Origin of the sequence: Pseudomonas sp. K5002 (assembly GCF_013386655.1) — a bacterium.
Taxonomy (GTDB): Bacteria; Pseudomonadota; Gammaproteobacteria; order Pseudomonadales; family Pseudomonadaceae; genus Aquipseudomonas.
Map to the genome: position 1 here is coordinate 1 of NZ_JACARK010000213.1, position 18,332 is coordinate 18,332.

Annotated in this window: 15 protein-coding genes and 2 pseudogenes; 7 read left to right on the top strand and 10 right to left on the bottom strand. The window is 62.3% G+C overall.

Annotated elements, in window-relative coordinates; all coding sequences use genetic code 11:
* The 3 genes and pseudogenes from HX846_RS11755 to HX846_RS11765 form a co-directional block, all read left to right on the top strand.
* Positions 1-351 (top strand): annotated as a pseudogene (locus tag HX846_RS11755) (iron dicitrate transport regulator FecR); the annotation flags it as partial.
* Between the two features lie 100 nt (positions 352-451).
* Positions 452-2,941 (top strand): TonB-dependent receptor, encoded by a 2,490-nt coding sequence (locus HX846_RS11760; protein ID WP_178965424.1) that lies wholly within the window; start codon positions 452-454, stop codon positions 2,939-2,941.
* Positions 2,942-3,019: 78 nt separating this feature from the next.
* Complete coding sequence (locus HX846_RS11765; protein ID WP_003208248.1) at positions 3,020-3,487, top strand: SRPBCC family protein; 468 nt, start codon at positions 3,020-3,022, stop codon at positions 3,485-3,487.
* 21 nt (positions 3,488-3,508) lie between these two features.
* Here HX846_RS11765 and HX846_RS11770 read toward each other — a convergent pair whose 3' ends face one another.
* The 7 genes from HX846_RS11770 to HX846_RS11800 form a co-directional block, all read right to left on the bottom strand.
* Complete coding sequence (locus HX846_RS11770; protein ID WP_102369595.1) at positions 3,509-4,096, bottom strand: hypothetical protein; 588 nt, start codon at positions 4,094-4,096, stop codon at positions 3,509-3,511.
* A gap of 80 nt (positions 4,097-4,176) precedes the next feature.
* On the bottom strand, positions 4,177-5,148 hold the full coding sequence (locus HX846_RS11775) for a cyclase family protein (protein ID WP_178965425.1): 972 nt from the start codon (positions 5,146-5,148) through the stop codon (positions 4,177-4,179).
* 27 nt (positions 5,149-5,175) lie between these two features.
* Complete coding sequence (locus HX846_RS11780; RefSeq protein ID WP_008434578.1) at positions 5,176-5,934, bottom strand: SDR family oxidoreductase; 759 nt, start codon at positions 5,932-5,934, stop codon at positions 5,176-5,178.
* 32 nt (positions 5,935-5,966) lie between these two features.
* Complete coding sequence (locus tag HX846_RS11785; protein ID WP_177054828.1) at positions 5,967-7,415, bottom strand: aldehyde dehydrogenase family protein; 1,449 nt, start codon at positions 7,413-7,415, stop codon at positions 5,967-5,969.
* A 2-nt stretch (positions 7,416-7,417) separates the two neighbouring features.
* Positions 7,418-8,524 (bottom strand): tartrate dehydrogenase, encoded by a 1,107-nt coding sequence (locus tag HX846_RS11790; RefSeq protein WP_177009202.1) that lies wholly within the window; start codon positions 8,522-8,524, stop codon positions 7,418-7,420.
* Between the two features lie 120 nt (positions 8,525-8,644).
* Positions 8,645-9,526 carry a LysR family transcriptional regulator gene (locus HX846_RS11795; protein WP_177067855.1) on the bottom strand — a complete coding sequence of 294 codons (882 nt, stop codon included), beginning with the start codon at positions 9,524-9,526 and terminating at the stop codon, positions 8,645-8,647.
* Positions 9,527-9,720: 194 nt separating this feature from the next.
* Positions 9,721-11,955, bottom strand: coding sequence for a TonB-dependent siderophore receptor (locus tag HX846_RS11800; protein WP_087695328.1), 2,235 nt, complete (start codon positions 11,953-11,955; stop codon positions 9,721-9,723).
* Positions 11,956-12,185: 230 nt separating this feature from the next.
* On the opposite strand from HX846_RS11800, the gene HX846_RS11805 reads away from it, so the two are divergent.
* Both HX846_RS11805 and HX846_RS11810 read left to right on the top strand, forming a co-directional pair.
* Positions 12,186-14,543 (top strand): DNA polymerase II, encoded by a 2,358-nt coding sequence (locus tag HX846_RS11805; RefSeq protein ID WP_102369591.1) that lies wholly within the window; start codon positions 12,186-12,188, stop codon positions 14,541-14,543.
* A 72-nt stretch (positions 14,544-14,615) separates the two neighbouring features.
* A complete protein-coding gene (locus HX846_RS11810; protein ID WP_003208232.1) occupies positions 14,616-15,194 on the top strand; it encodes a GNAT family N-acetyltransferase in 579 nt (192 codons plus the stop codon).
* On the opposite strand, the gene HX846_RS11815 is transcribed toward HX846_RS11810, so the two are convergent.
* Positions 15,191-15,406, bottom strand: coding sequence for an AbrB/MazE/SpoVT family DNA-binding domain-containing protein (locus HX846_RS11815; RefSeq protein ID WP_003208231.1), 216 nt, complete (start codon positions 15,404-15,406; stop codon positions 15,191-15,193). The two genes, HX846_RS11810 and HX846_RS11815, sit on opposite strands and share 4 nt — an antisense overlap.
* Before the next feature lie 70 nt (positions 15,407-15,476).
* Between HX846_RS11815 and HX846_RS11820 the strand changes: the two genes are divergently transcribed.
* Positions 15,477-16,097, top strand: coding sequence for a glutathione S-transferase (locus HX846_RS11820; RefSeq protein WP_178965426.1), 621 nt, complete (start codon positions 15,477-15,479; stop codon positions 16,095-16,097).
* A 164-nt stretch (positions 16,098-16,261) separates the two neighbouring features.
* A complete protein-coding gene (locus tag HX846_RS11825) occupies positions 16,262-16,843 on the top strand; it encodes a DUF4174 domain-containing protein (RefSeq protein WP_178965427.1) in 582 nt (193 codons plus the stop codon).
* A gap of 113 nt (positions 16,844-16,956) precedes the next feature.
* Here HX846_RS11825 and HX846_RS11830 read toward each other — a convergent pair whose 3' ends face one another.
* Together HX846_RS11830 and HX846_RS11835 are read right to left on the bottom strand one after the other, a co-directional pair.
* A complete protein-coding gene (locus HX846_RS11830; RefSeq protein ID WP_168197518.1) occupies positions 16,957-18,021 on the bottom strand; it encodes an acyltransferase family protein in 1,065 nt (354 codons plus the stop codon).
* A 15-nt stretch (positions 18,022-18,036) separates the two neighbouring features.
* Positions 18,037-18,332, bottom strand: a pseudogene (locus HX846_RS11835) (murein biosynthesis integral membrane protein MurJ); the annotation flags it as partial.

Here is an 18,332-nt window from a genome sequence, read left to right on the forward strand (position 1 = left end):
GTGGCCGTGCGCCCGGGTGATGAGCTGGCAGAGACGGTGATCACCACCGGCAACGCCGTGACCTTCGATACCAGCCGCCTGCTGACGCTGCGCGCCATTGAGCCCGGCGAGGGCGAATGGGCGGCGGGGCGCCTGGTAGTGGACAACTGGCGGCTGGATCGCCTGCTCGAAGAGTTGCAGCGCTATCGGCCAGGTTACCTGGGGTGTGCTGCCGAGGTCGGCCACCTGCGGGTCTCCGGCGCCTATTCCCTGGATGATCTGGACCTGACCCTCACCGCACTGACCCGTGCGCTACCGGTACGGCGCATCTCCCGCACCGATTACTGGACCCAAATTGTCGCCCGCGGATAAAAACGCAAAATATTTATCCGCCGCCGTTGTCGATTTGCCGCGCCTCGCTCGACTCCTCCTGCAATACCTCTTCATTTCTTTCGGTCACCAGGAGTCAGTAATGCGCGCAGGGCAAACTTCAGTCGCCAATCCACCGCTTCGATCATTTCGCAAAAAGCCCCTGCAGGTGGCGTTGTTCGGCGTGTCGTTGATGGTGCAATACAGCCTTCTGGGCCCGTTGCTGTCCCCAGGCTCCAGCGCTGTGGCGGCCAGCCCGCAAAAGACCTTCAGCATCGCGCCCGGCCCGTTGGGGTCGGTACTGAGCCGCTTTGCCAGTGACGCCGGCGTCGTCTTGTCTTTTGACTCGGGCCTGACCGCGGGCAAGCAGAGCCAGGGCCTCACCGGCACCTACAGTGTCGAGCAGGGTTTCGCGCGTTTGTTGGCGGGCAGCGCCCTGAGCGTGGCGGCCAATGGTGATGGCAGCTACGGCCTGATCCCGCAATCCAGCGGCGCCTTGACCCTGGGCGCCACCAGCATCAATGCCGAAGGGCTGAGCCTGACCACCGAAAACACCGGCTCCTACACCACCGGCGCCACCAGTACCGCGACCAAGCTACCGTTGTCGCTGCGGGAAACGCCGCAATCGGTCAGCGTCGTCACCCGCCAGTTGATGGACGACCAACACCTGTCGACCCTCAACGAAGTGCTGGCCTTCACCCCCGGCATCAGCAGCAACCACCGCGACAGCGAGCGTTACTCGTTCTATTCCCGGGGCTTTGAAATCCAGAATTTCAAGTACGACGGTATTCCGTCGCAGGTGGCCAACGAGTCCCAGCAATACACCGGCGCGATCTCCGACATGGCGATCTACGACCGCGTCGAAGTGGTGCGCGGCGCCACCGGGCTGATGAGCGGCGCCGGCACTCCATCGGCCACCATCAACCTGGTGCGCAAGCGCCCGACCAAGGACTTCCAGGCCTACGTTTCCGGCGAAGCCGGGGCGTGGGACCGTTACCGTTCCGAAGTCGATGTGTCCGGCCCGTTGACCGAAACCGGCAACATGCGCGGACGTTTCGTCGCGGCTTATCAAAAACAGAATTCGTTCATCGACTGGTATAAGCAGGACAAGCGCGTGATGTATGGCGCCCTGGACATCGACCTGAACGAAAACACCACGCTGCGCACCAGCCTCGACTACCAGAACAACGACGCCAATGGCAGCACCTACGGCCATATCCCGCTGTTCTACAACAATGGCACCCAGACCCACTTCTCCCGCTCCTTCAACCCGGCCTCGCGCTCCAGCTACATGGACAACACCAGCTACACCTTCACGACGATGCTCGATCACAAGCTGGATGACGACTGGAGCCTCAAGACTGCCTACAGCCATCAGTATTCCTACCGCAAAGGACAGGGCGCGTCGGCCAGTGGCGGCTACCCGGACCCCGTGACAGGGCAGGGCGCGGGTGCCTTCATCTATCGCCTGGACAGCTATCAGACCCAGGACACCGTCGATGTGTATGCCACCGGCCCGTTCCAGCTGGGCGGGCGTGAGCATGAACTGGTGATGGGCGCCAGCAGTTCGCGCACGCACCTGAACTTCCCCGACTACAGCAGCGGTTCGGCCGATAACGACTACGGTCAGGTGGACAACATCTTCACCTGGGATGGCCGGCAGTACAGTCGCCGTTCGTACACCGAAGTCGGTGGCACCGTCACCACTTTGCAACAGACCGGCGTCTACGCCGCCCTGCGCTTGAAACCGATTGATCCGCTGACGATCATCCTGGGGACGCGGGTCAGTTGGTGGAACCAGGAGAACGCCGACCGGGACTACGCAGCAGGCACGAAAACCATCGATAAAACCAGGAAGACCGGCGTGGTCACGCCCTACGCCGGCGTCATCTATGACCTCAACGATACCTACTCGGTCTACGCCAGCTACACCAACATCTTCCTGCCGCAGACTTTCTACAAGACGTCTTCAAAGGGCTCCCTGGCGCCGCAGCAGGGCGACAACTACGAAATCGGTCTCAAGGGCGAATTCTTCAATGGCGCGCTGAACGCCAGCATTGCCCTGTTCGACATCGAGCAGAAGAATACTCCCGAGCAATCCGGCACCGACTCTTCAGGCGCAGCCGTCTACAAGGCCATCGCCGGCACCAGCACTCGTGGCGTCGAAACCGAAATCTCCGGTGAAGTGGCCGAAGGCTGGAACGTATTCGGCGGCTACACCTACCGCGAATCCCACGACAAGGACGGCGCACGCGTGCAGGCCAACCAGCCGATCAACCTGTTCAAACTCGGCACCTCATACCGCCTGCCCGGCAACCTCGACCGCCTGACCATCGGCGCCAACGTCACCTGGCAAAGCGAGATCTATGCGTCCTCCCAAATCAACTACGAAGGCCCGTACTACAAGGCCAAGCAGGACCCGTACGGTGTGGTCGGCCTGCTCGCCAGCTACCAGGTTGATGAACACCTGTCGGTGGGCCTGAACGTCAACAACCTGTTCGACCAGAAGTACTACGACGGCCTGGGCACGTTCAACTCCGGCTCCTACGGCGAACCGCGCAACGCGATGGTCAACGCCAAGTGGCAATTCTGACTCGCTGAAACCGGGAATGCGCAACCCCAGGGTTGCGCATTGGTCGATGTCGCCTACTGTCAATACAGGAGGTGTCTCATGCACGAATCAAATGAAATCAAACGTAAAGTCCTGCTCAACGCTCCACGCCAACGAGTCTGGGAAGCACTGACCGACGCCGAGCAATTCGGCAGCTGGTTTGGCATCGCCCTCAAGGGCAAACAGTTTGCCCAGGGCCGGGCCATTGAAGCCCCGATCACCTATCCCGGTTACGAGCACGTGGTGTGGAAGGCAAGGATCGAGCGGCTTGAACCACAGACGCGGTTCTCTTTCAGCTGGCATCCCTACGCCGTAGACAAGGATGTGGATTACGACGCGGAAACCCCCACGCTGGTGGAGTTCACCCTTGAGGATCACGCCGAAGGCATCTTGTTGCGCGTGGTGGAGTCAGGTTTTGACGGGATCCCGGACGTTCGCCGCCAGAAGGCCTACAAGAAGAACTCCCGAGGCTGGGATGATCAGATGAACAACATCGAAGACTATCTGGCGAAATCCCATCAGCCGTGAGCTGATGGGGCGCCGCATTCATCAGCCCTCGTGGGCGGTGCTGATTTCCAGGGTATCGGTGTAGGTCACCAACACGCTTTGGCCGACCTTGAGGTCTTTGAGGCCTGCGCGAATTTCCGGTTTCTCCACGGTCAGTACTTTGCTCTGGCCCGCCGGGTTTTCCAGGGTTACCTGGTTTTTCGCCAGGTCAATGTGGGTGATCTTCAACTGCACCTGTACCTGGCGGAAGGCCGCACCGCCCGGGTTCGGGTTATCCGCGGTGGCGCGCAAGACGCCAGTCTTCTCGGTGGCGTCCGGTGCGCTCTTGTCGATGTCGGTGTCCAGCACGGCGGCGACCGAATGGGTCACCAGCACCTTGACCTGATCACCTGCCTTGAGATTGCCCAGGTCCTTGGCCTGGTCGCTGAGCTGCACATGCACCTTGCGGCCTTCGGCACCTTCGAGCACCACCTGATGGTTGGCGGCATCCACCTCCAGCACCTTGGTGGTCACCTCATCGGCTTCCAGCGACTTGGACAGCGGGATATCGGCAGCATGTGCCGTCAGGGCACCAGCAGACAGCAGGGTTGCCAGGGCAATTGCCTGGCGAAGAGGGCGCAATACATTCATTGAGTGGACTTCCATGTGAGAGGAGCCTTGAGTCTAGTGGCGCGCTCGCGATTCGCAAATTCGCCACTGAGACGGAACGGCTACTTGATCACCACCGGATTCACCGGTGCGCCACTGCCCCCGACAATCTTCAGCGGGGCGGCGGTGTAGAGGAATTTCCACTGGCCGTCGTCCGCACAATCGGCGGCCAGTTCCTCCAGCAACACGATTTCGGTGAAGGCGATCCCCAGGTTGCGCATCAGCGCGCAATGCAGCGGAATCTGCACCCCGGACACCGGGTCGGTGATCACTTCGTTGGCGATGGTGTCGGTCACCAGGTTGGGGATTTCCATATCGTGGAACCACTCCACCAGCTCCCGGCTGTAGGTCAGCCCCGGCTCCATCAGGTCCTTGAAGAACTCGGTCTTGCCCAGCTCATAAAACGCCCCCATGGACCCGGTGCGGATGATCAGGATGTCACGTTTTTCAATGGTCACGCCCTGGGCCTTGGCGGCGTCGAGCAGGTCCAGGTGGTTGAAGGTTTCGCCCCGGCCCAGGCACTTCTTGCCGCGATGGCGGGCCATGTCGATCAGCACCGCACGGCCAACCACGCCGCGTTCGGCAATCGCCAGCACGCTGGCCTTGGCCATGCCGCCAACGGTGGTCTGGGCGTCGTAGCCGTTCCACAGTTGATTGTCGTACCAGGCGTGGCCGAGGGCGTCGTACTGGGTCGAGCCTTGCAGCTGCATGAAGATCACGTCGTCGGAATACGCCGCACCACCGGTCATGTGCGGCTGTTTGCCGAAGTGGTAATGGCTGTGGTCGAGGGTATTGAAGCGCATCGACGGGTTGCGCGCCGGCCACATCGGGTCGCCGTCGGGGTGGCCGATCTGCACTTGCAGGGTAAAGGTCTTGCCCTGGCGCACCGAGGCCACGCCCCGCAGTACTTCGGCTTCAGTCAGGTAATTGAGGGCGCCGACTTCGTCGTCCGGGCCCCATTTACCCCAGTTCTTTGGCAGGCCTTCAAGCAATTCGCGGGTGTTCGGCTCGTTCTTATTATGAAGATCACACATAGCAATTCCGGTCCCTGTGAGAGTGAGTTACACGCAGCGCCCGCCATCGACTTCAAGGCAAGTGCCGGTGATGAACGCCGCTTCGTCCGACGCCAGGTACAGGCAGGCGTTGGCCACATCTTGCGGGGTGGAAAAGCGCCCCAGGGGAATGGTCGCCATGAATTTCTGGCGGTTTTCCGGGGTGTCCGGTACGCCCATGAATTCGCTGAGCAACGCCGTGGCACCCACTACCGGGTTCACGCAGTTGACGCGGATATTGTCCGGCCCCAGCTCCGCCGCCATGGTCTTGCTCATGACCACCACTGCGCCCTTGCTGCCGTTATACCAGACCAGTCCCGGACGCGGGCGGATCGCCGCCGTCGAGGCAATATTGACGAACACGCCGCCGCCCTGGCCGCGAAAATGCGGCACAAAATGCTTGGCGCTCAAGAAGATGCTTTTGACGTTGACCGCAAACACCCGGTCGAATTCGGCTTCGTCGACTTCCAGCATCGGCCGGTTGCGGTGGGTGGTACCGGCGTTGTTGATGACGATATCCAGGCCGCCGAACTGCTCCAAAGTGCCACGCAGCAGGGCGCCCATGCTTTCATCGTTGGCCACGTTGACCTCGATGAAATGCGCATGGCCGCCGCTTTCGGCGATTTCATTGACCACCCGCTGACCGCCCACGGCGTTCATGTCCGCAACGATGACCTTGGCGCCCTGGCGGGCAAATGTCTTGGCGATGCCCTCGCCAAACCCCGAGCCGGCGCCGGTGACGATCGCGACTTTATTGGCTAAACGCATGGTGTGTTCTCCGTTCTTGTTGTTGTGAGGAATCAACCGTGTTTGATCGCAATGGTCTTCAAGGTGGTAAAGCCCAGCAGCGCCTCGAAGCCTTTTTCCCGTCCATACCCGCTGGCCTTCACGCCGCCGAATGGCAATTCAACTCCGCCACCGGCGCCATAGTTATTGATGAACACCTGGCCACAACGCAGGGTGCGCGCCAGGCGCATTTGCCGTGCGCCATCGCGGGTCCACACGCCGGCCACCAGGCCGAACTCGGTGCCGTTGGCCAGGCGAATCGCTTCGGCTTCATCATCGAAGGGCATCACGGCCAGCACCGGGCCGAACACTTCCTGTTGCGCCAGGCGACTGTCAGGCGGCACATCGCGAAACAGCACCGCCTCCTGGAAATACCCGCCGCTGCCGGCCTCGGCAACCACCGTTCCGCGCGCGGCGACGGTGATCCCTTCCTGTTCGGCTTGACGAATAAACTCGCGCACCAGGCGCAGCTGCTTCTGATTGATCAGCGGGCCCATATCCAGGTCCAGCGCCGAAGGCCCGGCGCGCAGTTCGCTGAAACGTTGGCTGAGGCGTGCGAGCAGGGTTTCGTAAATGCTGCGTTCCACCAGCAAACGGCTGCCGGCGGAGCAGGTTTGCCCGCAGTTCTGAATGATGGCGTTGACCAGCACCGGCAACGCTTCATCCAGGTCGGCATCGGCGAACACCAGTTGCGGCGACTTGCCGCCCAACTCCAGGGTGACCGGGCAGTGGCGTTCGGCAGCGGCTTTCGACACGGCAGTACCGGTGGCGGTGGAGCCGGTGAACGAAATGTGATCGATGCCCGGGTGTGCACACAACGCCGCGCCGGCTTCGTAGCCGTAACCGGTGACTACGTTGATCGCGCCGGCTGGAAAACCAACCTCGGCAGCGATTTCCGCCAGGCGCAGCAACGACAGGCTGGCATCTTCCGCCGGCTTGACCACGCACGCATTGCCCGCCGCCAACGAGGCGCCGACGCTGCGCCCGAAAATCTGCATCGGGTAATTCCACGGGATGATATGCCCGGTCACCCCGTGGGGTTCGCGCACCGTCAACACCGTGTAGCCGGCCTGGTACGGTAGGGTTTCGCCGTGCAGTTTGTCGGCGGCACCCGCGTAGTATTCGAAATAGCGGGCAAGAGCGGTGGCATCGGCGCGGGCGACTTTCAGCGCCTTGCCGGTGTCCCGCGCCTCGATCTGCGCCAGCTCTTCATGATGTTCCAGCACCGCCACGCCGAGCTTGGCCAGCAAACGGCTGCGCTCCACGGCAGACAACCGGCCCCACGGGCCGTCGAAGGTTTCGCCGAGTGCCAGGCGCGCCGCGCTGATCGCCGCCTCGATATCGGCGGCCGTGCCACGGGCGATGCTCGAATAGGTGTCGCCGGTGCTGGGGTCGATCACCGGAATGTCTTCCAGCGAGGTCGACGCCAGCCATTGGTTGGCAATGTAATGTGCGTTGGTCATGTTCAGCTCCTGTTCCCTGCGACGCATTCGGCGATGGCGCGACCCACTTCGACAGTGCTGGCGCTGCCGCCCATTTCCCGGGTGCGCGGGCCTTCGGCAAGCACCGTCTCGATGGCGGACACGATGGCTGCCGCCGCTTCCTGATAAAGCGGATCACCGTCGCCCAGGTGCTCGATCATCAGCGCGGCCGACCAGATCTGCCCGATGGGATTGGCGACACCGAGCCCGGCAATATCCGGCGCGGAACCGTGCACCGGCTCGAACAGCGACGGGTAGCGCCGCTCCGGATTGAGGTTGGCCGACGGCGCAATGCCGATGGTGCCGGTGCACGCCGGGCCGAGGTCGGAAAGGATGTCGCCGAACAGGTTGGAGGCCACCACCACATCGAACCAGTCGGGATGCTGCACGAAGTGCGCGCACAGAATGTCGATGTGGAACTTGGCGGTCTTCACGTCCGGGTAGCGCCGGGCAATTTCGTTGACCCGCTCGTCCCAGAACGGCATGGTGATCGAGATACCATTGGATTTGGTCGCCGCCACCAGGTTTTTCCGCGGGCGCTGTTGCGCCAGTTTGAAGGCGTAGTCCACCACGCGGTCCACGCCTTCGCGGGAGAAGATCGACTCCTGCACCGCGATTTCCCGCGCCGTGCCTTCCCACATGCGGCCGCCAACGCTGGAGTATTCGCCTTCGGTATTTTCCCGCACCACGATAAAGTCGATGTCCCCCGGCACGCGGTCGGCCAGCGGGCAGGGCACGCCGGGCATCAGGCGCACCGGGCGGATATTCACGTATTGATCGAACTGGCGGCGGATCTTCAGCAGCGACTCCCACACCGCAGTGTGGTCGGCAATGATGTCGGGCGCACCCACCGCGCCGAAGAAGATCGCATCATGGCTGCCGATCTGTTCGGCCCAGTCGTCGGGCATCATCGTGCCGTGGGCCAGGTAGTGTTCGCTGCACCAGGCAAAGTGGTCGAAGTGAAAGTGAATACCGAAGCGCCGGCTGACAGCGTCCAGTACCCGCAGGCCTTCGGGCACCACTTCGCGGCCGATGCCGTCGCCGGGAATCACGGCGATGCGGTGGGTGGGGCGGGTGTGGGATTGGGACACGCCGTGTCTCCTGTCTTGTTTTTATAGGAAGGTCTGGCGGGGGCATTCTTGGCACAGCTGTGACAACAGGGGAATTGCTAATTGTGGAATCGACCTTCGCAAAATTCGAAGGCCAAAGGTTTACGCAGGGTTGGCGCTCAGGTAGTCGAACAGTGCCAGGCTCGTCAGCGACGGCTGTTCCTTGCGCATGCACAGGTACATCTGCCGGTCGGCCCAGCTGTCGTCGATTTCGATAAAGCGCAAGGCCATCTCCTTGCGGAAGATCTGCACCGCGCCCTGTGGCAACACGCCCACACCCTGGCCGGCGGCGATCAAGCGGCACACTGCTTCGAAACTGCGCACCTGCACCCGCAGCCGCAACGGCATGCCGATCGCCGCGGCGGCCTCGGTAATCAACGGGGTGATGGCGGCGTTGTCTTCCAGGCCGACGAAGTCGTAGCCGAGCAAATCCTCGAAGCGCGCATGGCGCATTTTCAGTGGGTGGTCATTGGGCACGAGCAGGCACAGGCGGTCCTGGCAGTAGGGCTCGAACCGCAGCTCTTCGCTGGGGCGGGTGGTGACGATGCCGACATCCGCCACGCCCTCGCGCACGGCCTGGAGGATCTCCCGACTGCGCTCCTCGCGAATATCCAGGCGGATGCCCGGGTGCAAGGTGTTCCACTGGGTCAGTTGGCGCGGCAGTTCCTGGCTCATCGCCGAACTGTTGGCGTACAGGCAAACCCGGCCGGTGGCGCCCTTGGCGTAATCGGCGAGATCGGCGTGCATGCCGTCCACCGCCCGCAGGATCGATTGTGCATGCTGGGCCAATACTTCCCCGGCTGCCGTCGGTGAAACGCCGGTGGAGGTGCGGGTCAGCAGGGCGACCTTGAAGTGCTGCTCCAGCAGCGACAGGCGTCGGCTGGCGGCAGAGAGGGAGAGATGGGATTGCTCGGCCGCCCGGGACAGGTTGCCCAGCTTGATCGCCTTGAGGAACAGCTCGATGGAAGTGAGGTCGGGGGACATGCCGGGGTCCTTGTGCGCAGTGGTTGGGAAACTACGCAGTTGGCGTTCGGCTGTCCAATGTCCGGCAAACAACCCGGGTGCAGGCAGATCTGCTTTCTGTAGGAGCTGGCTTGCCTGCGATAGCATCACCGGGGTGCATCTGACACACCGAGGTGCCTGCATCGCAGGCAAGCCAGCGCCCACATTGACAGGGGTTAGAAGTCGATACTGGCCGACAGCTTGGCCACGCGCGGGTCACCTTGGGTCAGGTAGCCGCCGAGTGCCGATTCCCAGTACTTGGTATTGGCGACGTTCTCCACAGTGGCGCCGAGGGTGACGTCACGCTGTTCCACCTTGAAGGTGTAGCGGGCGCCCACGTCGAAGCGGTTCCAGGCGGGCAGGCTGAGGTTGTTGGCCGCGTCGGCATATTGGCCGCCGGTGCGCAGCATTCGTCCGTTGACTGTCACGCCTTGCAGGCCTGGTACATCCCAGTCCACGCCGGCATTCAGTTGGAAGGTCGGTACGCCGATGGCGCGGTTGCCGTCGTTGGCGCCGTTCTGGGTGCCGTGGACTTCGGTGTGGATGATGGTTGCGCCGCCCAGCAGGCGCAGGCCGGCGATCGGTTCACCGAACACGTTGAGCTCAACGCCTTTGTTGACTTGCTCGCCCTGGCGAACATAGGTGGCGCTTAAGCCGTCGGCGCTGAGTTGTGAGTAACCGTCGGTTGGTTGCTCGATGCGATACACACCCAGGGTTGCGCCATAGGTACCCATGTCGAGCTTGACCCCGGCTTCGGTCTGTTTCGAGCGCGCCGGGGCATAGGCCTGGCCGGCGTTGGTAATGGGTGCGGTGCCGGCGTTCTGAGGTGCGGTCGGGCCCTGGGCCAAGCCTTCGATATGGTTGGCATAGAACGACACGTGGTCCCACGGCTTGAACACCAGGCCGTACACCGGTGTGGTGATCGACTTGTCGTAATTGGCGTTACGTGGACCCGACCCGTAGGCATACCCTTGGACCACCAGTTCCTGGCGGCGCAACCCGGCGGTCACCAGCAAGCGATCATCCATAAAGCCCAGGGTGTCCGAGACCGCTGCACTGCGGGCGAAGGTCTTGGCGGTGATGCCCGGATCGTTCAGGTCGCCGCCGACGAAACTGCCCTTGACCGGTTCGGCAACGTCCACCGGGTTATAGATATTGCTGGCGTGGCCGTTGAGGTCGAAGTCATAGGCGTTGCGCGTCTGGGCCCAGATTCCGGTCAACCCGAAGTTCAGTTTGTGGCTGACAGCGCCGGTCTGGAACTTGCCATTCAAGCCCGCCATCAGGCTGGTGTTGTCTTCCTGGTGGGCGATGCGCGAGCCGCTGACGGTGGCATTGCCCAGGGTGTCATTCAACGTGACCGAGGAGTAACGGCCAATCTCGTTGGTGTGCTTGGCGCCGCCTGCGATGTAGGCGGTCCAGTTGTCATTCAGGTCGTACTCGGCGCGCAACATGCCGAAAGTGTCTTCCAGGCTGCTGGTGCCCCAGCTCGGCGCGTAGTTGGTGTCGGCCGAAGGCGCGTTGGGGATATGGGTCAGGTTCTGGCCGAGCAACACGGTGTTGCGCCCGCCATTGATCTGCTGTTTCGAGTAGACAAAGTCTCCCGACAAACGCAGCGCATCACCGCGATAGTCCAGGCCAACCGCAAACAGCTTCGAACGCTGGCTCTCGTCATCGATCCCGGTGTCGCCTTCGCGCTGGGAAATATTCACCCGTGCGCCAAAACGATTGTCCTCGCCAAAACGTTGCCCGATATCCAGGTGCTCGCCGACCCGGCCATCGCTGCTGATGTCGGTGCTGAAACGCCGCAACGGCACATCATCGGCGCGCTTGGGTTGCAGGTTCACACCGCCGCCAATCCCGGAGCCGCCGGGCGTCACGCCGTTGATAAAGGCGTTGGGGCCCTTGAACACTTCAACCCGCTCCAGGGCGTCGGTGGACATGATCTGGCGAGGCAGGATGCCGTACAGACCGTTGAACGAAATGTCATCGCCGTTCAGCGGCAGGCCACGGATCACAAAGGCCTGGGCCTGGTTCGCGTACCCCGACGCCTGGCGCACGGACGAATCGTTGAGCAGCACATCGCCGACGTTCTCGGCCTGCTGGTCACGGATCAATTTTTCGGTGTAGGAAGACATGCTGAAGGGCACGTCCATGATGTCCTGGTTGCCCAGCACCCCCAGTTGCCCGCCACGGGCGACCTGGCCGCCGGCGTACACCGGGGGCAGGGCGTTGGGCGTGGCCGCGTCGGCGCTGATGGTGGTAGCACCCAATTCCAGAGCCTTGCCGTCCTGACTGTTGTTCGCATCCTGCGGGGTTTCTGGAGTGGCGGCGTGAGCGGCGAGGCTCAGGGAGCAGCAAAGGGCGAGCAGGGTAGGGCGAAACGGCACAGCCAAACGGGTGGAAGTGGGCATGGTCGATCCTGACGGCGAACCGTCAATGTGAGGAAAAGGGCAACAACGTTGCGCGTCCTCGCTGCGCGGATACGACTCCGGTGCGAATGATAGTAATTGTCATTAATGTTCTGCAACAAGTTTGTGAGATTACTCTCTCCGTATACGTAGGCCATTTCGGTTAAATCGCCGCGCCGTGGCACAGGCCGAGTAGAATCACGCCCTGAAAGTGATTCTTGAGGTGTGGCAAGGTGGATTTACAGCAGGGGTTTGTCCTGACCCGGCATTGGCGCGACACCCCGGCGGGCACGGAGGTCAGCTTTTGGCTGGCTACCGATCAAGGCCCCAGGTTCGTGCGCTTGCCGGTGCAGACCTCCGTGATGTTCATCCCGCAAGCCCATCGCAAGCCCGCCGAGCTGCAGCTCAAGGGCGAGCGCGGTATCGAGTTGCGTGACCTGGCGCTCTGCGACTTCCACCATCGCCCGGTGCTGGGCCTCTACACCCAACAGCATCGCCAATTGATGGACCTGGAAAAGCGCCTGCGTCGAGCCGGCATCGACGTCTACGAAGGCGATGTGCGCCCGCCCGATCGCTACATGATGGAGCGCTTCATCACCGCGCCGGTGTTGTTCGGCGGCAAAGCGGGCGAGGGCGGCATGCTGGTGGAGGCGCAGATGAAACCCGCGCCGGATTATCGCCCGCCACTCAAGCTGGTGTCGCTGGACATCGAGACCACCGCCCAGGGCGACCTGTATTCCATCGCCCTGGAAGGTTGCGGCGAGCGCCAGGTGTACATGCTCGGCCCGCCCAACAACACCGATGCGGTGGACTTCAAGCTCGACTACTGCGACACCCGCGCCGAACTCCTCGAACGCCTGAATGTGTGGCTCGCCACCCATGACCCCGACGCGATCATCGGCTGGAACCTGGTGCAGTTCGACCTGCGCGTGCTGCACGAACACGCGCAACGCCTGAACGTGCCGCTGCTGCTGGGCCGTGGCGGCGATGCCATGGGCTGGCGCGAGCACGGCAGCCGCAATCACTACTTCGCGGCAGCGGCCGGGCGGTTGATCATCGATGGCATCGAAGCCTTGCGCTCGGCCACCTGGAGTTTCGAATCCTTCAGCCTGGAAAACGTCGCCCAGACCTTGCTCGGTGAAGGTAAATCGATCTCCACGCCGTACCAGCGCATGGACGAAATCAACCGCATGTTCGCCGAGGACAAGCCCGCGCTGGCACGCTACAACCTCAAGGACTGCGAGCTGGTCACGCGGATTTTCGAGAAGACCGAGCTGCTGAAATTCCTCCTCGAACGAGCCAGCGTCACCGGCTTGCCGGCAGACCGCAACGGCGGTTCGGTGGCAGCGTTCACGCACCTGTACATGCCGCTGATGCACCGCCAGGGTTTCGTCGCGCCGAACCTGGGAGACAAACCACCCCAGGCCAGCCCCGGCGGGTTTGTCATGGATTCGCGCCCGGGCCTCTACGAGTCGGTGCTGGTGCTTGACTACAAAAGCCTCTACCCGTCGATCATTCGCAGCTTTCTGATCGACCCGGTGGGCCTGATCGAAGGCCTGCGTCACCCCGAAGACAGCGAGTCGGTGGAAGGCTTTCGCGGTGCGCGGTTTTCCCGCACCCGGCATTGCCTGCCGTCGATTGTCGCGCGGGTTTCCGAGGGCCGCGAAGTGGCCAAGCGCGAACACAACGCGCCGCTGTCACAGGCGCTGAAGATCATCATGAACGCCTTCTACGGCGTACTCGGCTCCAGTGGTTGCCGCTTTTTCGACACGCGACTGGCATCGTCCATCACCCTGCGCGGCCACCAGATCATGCGCCAGACCCGCGAGCTGGTCGAAGCCCGGGGTTATGAGGTGATCTACGGCGATACCGACTCGACTTTTGTCTGGCTCGGCAGCCCCCATTCCCAGGAAGACGCGACGCGCATCGGCCTGGACCTGGTGCAGCACGTCAACACCTGGTGGCGCGAGCGGCTGCAGAATGAGTTCGGCCTGCAAAGCGCCCTGGAACTGCAATACGAAACCCACTTCAGCCGCTTCCTGATGCCGACCATTCGTGGTGCGGAAGAGGGCAGCAAAAAGCGCTACGCCGGGCTGGTCACCCGTGCCGACGGCAGCGAAGAAATGGTCTACAAGGGCCTGGAAACCGTACGCAGCGACTGGTCGCCCCTGGCCCGGCAATTCCAGCAGGAACTCTACCAGCGCATCTTCCACCGCCAGCCCCACCAGGATTATGTGCGCGACTACGTACGTCGCACCTTGAGCGGCGAGCTCGACGACCTGCTGATCTACCGCAAGCGCCTGCGCCGGCAACTGGGTGACTACGAGCGCAACGTACCGCCCCACGTGCGCGCCGCGCGGCTGGCCGACGAATACAACGACCGCCAGGGTCGCCCGCGCCAGTACCAGAACGGTGGCTGGATCAGCTACGTGATCAGCGTCAACGGCCCCGAGCCGCTGGAAGTGCGCCAGGCACCGATCGACTACGACCACTATGTCACCCGGCAACTGCAACCGGTGGCGGACGCGATCCTGCCGTTTGTAAACGATGACTTCGGCACCCTGGTGGGCGGCCAGATGGGCTTGTTCTGAAACGGCTTGCCTTGAGGTGGCGAGAGCCTGCAATCTTGGCCACTGACGACCACCAGACAGCGCAGCCCTCCCATGACTGAAATCACCCTGACCGGCACCACGGTCGAACTTCGGCCCCTGCAACGCGAACACGCCGCCGCCCTGGTACAGGCTGCTGCCGACGGGCAGTTGTGGAACCTCAAGGTGACCAACGTGCCGGGGCCCGACACCGTCGAAAAGTACGTGGACATTGCCCTGGCCGGGCGTGAGGCGGGCACCGTGATGCCGTTTGTGATCGTGCGCCGCGACACCGGTGAAGTGGTGGGCAGCACCCGGTTCTGGAAAGTCGACCGGGTCAACCGCAAGCTGGAGATCGGCCACACGTTTATCAGCCAGTCGGTGCAGAAATCCGGGGTCAACACCGAGGCCAAGCTGTTGCTGCTGACCCACGCGTTTGAAGTGATGGAGTGCGTGCGGGTGCAGTTCACCACCGATGAACTCAACGAAAAATCCCGGGCCGCGATCCTGCGCCTCGGCGCGGTACAGGAAGGGATCGTGCGCCACGAGCGCATCATGCCCGATGGCCGCAAGCGCAACTCGGTGCGCTTCAGCATCATTGATCCGGAATGGCCACAGGTGAAGGCGGGGTTGCAAGCCAGGCTGGCTCGCTAGGGCTTATGGCTCAGCTCTTCCACCAACTCATCCATCCGGTCGGCAATTTTCGGCGTGGTCGACAGCACAAAGCCTTTTTGCGTGCCCACATAGGTCTCGACGATGTACAGCGTGTCGCCCACATCCAGCCCCAGTTCCTGCAAGGCTTCGTCTGGCAGGCGAATGGCGCCGTCGCCGTCCCAGTCTTCGATCGTGACGCGTTTGCTGTGCATGATGGCTTCCCGTTGAACGAATGAACGGCCTAGCCTAACACCTCAATCCACTGCCAGGAGGCTTGGCACTGTGTACACCCTTTATGGAACCCCCGGTACCGGCTCGTGCATCATCGAAATTGCCCTGCAGCGTTGCGGTGTCGAGTGGTGCCAGGTCGACGCCTGCTCCTGGGAAGACCGCGTGGGCAACGAGGCGTTGGCGCGGATCAACCCGCTCAAGCAAATCCCCACCCTGAAACTGCCCAATGGCAGCGTGTTGACGGAAAGCGCGGCGATCCTGATTCACCTGGGCCTGCAGTTTCCCGCCTCAGGGCTGCTGCCCGAGGAGCCCGCCCAAGTCATTCGCGGCCTGGTGTACATCGCCGCCAACTGTTACTCGGCGATTGGCATCATCGACTATCCGGAACGCTGGACCGACAGCCCCGATGCGCAGCAGCATGAACAGCTGATCAGCGGCACCCGTCGCCGCCTGCATAGGGCCTGGGAGGTGTTTGCCGATCAATTTGCCGAGCAACTGTTCACCCCGGCGCAGGTTCCGAATGCACTGGCGATCATGGCTGCGGCGGTGTCGCGTTGGGCTGGCGGGCGGGACGCGCTGCACCAGTCGCGGCCTGAGTTTGCCCGGGTGCTGGCGCAGGTGGATGCCCACCCAAACGTAGCGCCGGTATTTGCCCGGCATTGGCCGTCGTGAGCATCCGCAATCAAAAGAAACAATGAGGCGTAAGGTGGCTAAACGCCTTGCGTCGCGGGCGTCCTGACCTACGCTTTCTGAAGTTGTTGTAGGAATCATCCTTGAATTTGACTGTCGCAGACATGAAACTCAAGAACCCTGCATGGAATTCAAAGGAGGTGTGCATGCTCATCCGGTCGCTGACCCTGGCTACCTTGATGGCTTTTACGGGGCCGCTGCTGGCCGCGGATGATCTCAATCCGCTCAAGCAGGACCTGGGCAAGTCACGCCCGTTGGTGGTGGTGGAGCTCGACTCCGGCAACCCGACGTTGGCCACCCTCAAGAAACAGCTGGACGAGCCTGCCAACAAGCAGTCCTTTGAAGAGCGCAACATGGTGCTGTACACCGTGTCCTTTGGCAGCATCGGCGCTGAAGGCGAGAAGTTCGCCAAGGACGCGAAGGACAACAAGAAGCTCGCGCCGCCGGAAACCAACGCGCTGATCCGCGCACTCAAGCTGGGCGCCGGCAGTGGTACCAAGGTGATCCTGGTGGGCAAGGACGGTGAGAAAAAACTCGAGAAGACCGTGCCACCCGACACCCTCAACCTGGCGGATTTCTTCAGCGCAATTGATCAGATGCCCCAGGCTGAAAAGGACCTTGCCGCGCCGGCCGAACCTGAGCCCGCTGCCCCTGCAGCAGGCAAGGCTGGAGCCAAGGCGGGCAAAAACACCAAGCATCCAGCGCCACAACCGGCACTGGATGATTGAGCGTTTTTCTGTAGGAGCTGGCTTGCCTGCGATAGCATCACCTCGGTAATTCAGGCACACCGCGGTGATGCCATCGCAGCCTCGCTAAAGCTCGACAGCTCCCACATCACGCCTCAAGCTCCAGGCTTTTCACCGGCCACCGCCGGTGCCTTGCGTATCGGGAAGGGGAAGTAGAAAAACCGCAGGAACGCTACCCGCTTGATCACTTCGCCGATCATCAACGGCACCACCACCGCCACCACCAGCCCGATGCTCGCCGACAGCAGCGGATGCAGCCCGAACCGTTCCATCAAGTCCACCGTCTTGTGTTGAATTTCCCCGTGGAAGATCAACAGAATCAACGTCGACTGCCCGATGTACGTCATCGCCCGCGTCAGCAGCCCCGAGACCATCATCACCCCGGCCAGGGCCCAGCATACATATACGCCGATCACCGCCAGCAAACTGGTCCACAGCCAGTGGTCGTAACGCCGCTGTGCCAGGTCCATGGTGTCCCAGCTGTAGATGAACACCACCGCAAACAACGCCATGGCGCCCAGTAGCGTCAGCAACGAACTCTGGTGGCGACGCAGCACGTCCCGCAGCAAGTAACCAAAGATAAAATAGGTACTGCTGATCAACGTCACATCAATGCTGAACGGCAGCCCCGGCATCGTCCAGGTCTGCCCGCCGACGGTCACCGGCACCTGCCAGAACCACGGCAGGGTCCAGATCCCGAGCATCAATTGCAGGGTGATCACCACGCAGCTCATGGCCAGCGACAAGCCCAGGCGCTGCATCAGCCGCAACATCACCCAGCCGAACAGAATCGCCACCCAGAAGTGCGGCAGGAACCACAGCGCCTGCCATGGAATGGTGTCCACCGAGGCATACAGCACGCCGCCGATGTCCGGCAGCAGTGCCTGGCCGCGCAGCAGGTCGCGGATCAGGATGTACACCAGCATGGTGAAGAAGAACGGCTTGAGCAGTGCATCGGCCTTGCGCACCGCCATCTCGACAAAGGGTTGTTCAGGCTTGAAGAACACCCCGGAGAGAAAGAAGAACAACGGCAGGATAAATACCGCCAGCAGCGGGTACAGCAAGTCCAGGGAACTGGCGACAAACCAGCTGTGCCCGAACACGATGATCAGGATGCCAATGCCCTTGGCAATATCCATTTGAATCCAGCGTTTTTTCACCTGACTGCTCCCACTCTATAAATCTGCCTTGCGCCACGGCTTGAGCCACAGGCCCATGCCCAGCAACACCACGGCCCCCGCCAGGGTGCTCAACCCCAGCTGAAGCCAAATACCTTGAACCCGAAACAACACCAACGCCGCCAAGCCCATCACCAGCCCACTCAGCAACCAGTGCCCCTTCCAGGGCAGGGCGCCGAGCAAGGCCTGGCGTTGCATCAACAGCAACGCGGTGCACAGCACGCCGGCGAGGGCGGCCAGCGGGATACCCGCCAGGCCAAACACAAACGGCAGCACACCCAGCAGCAACACGT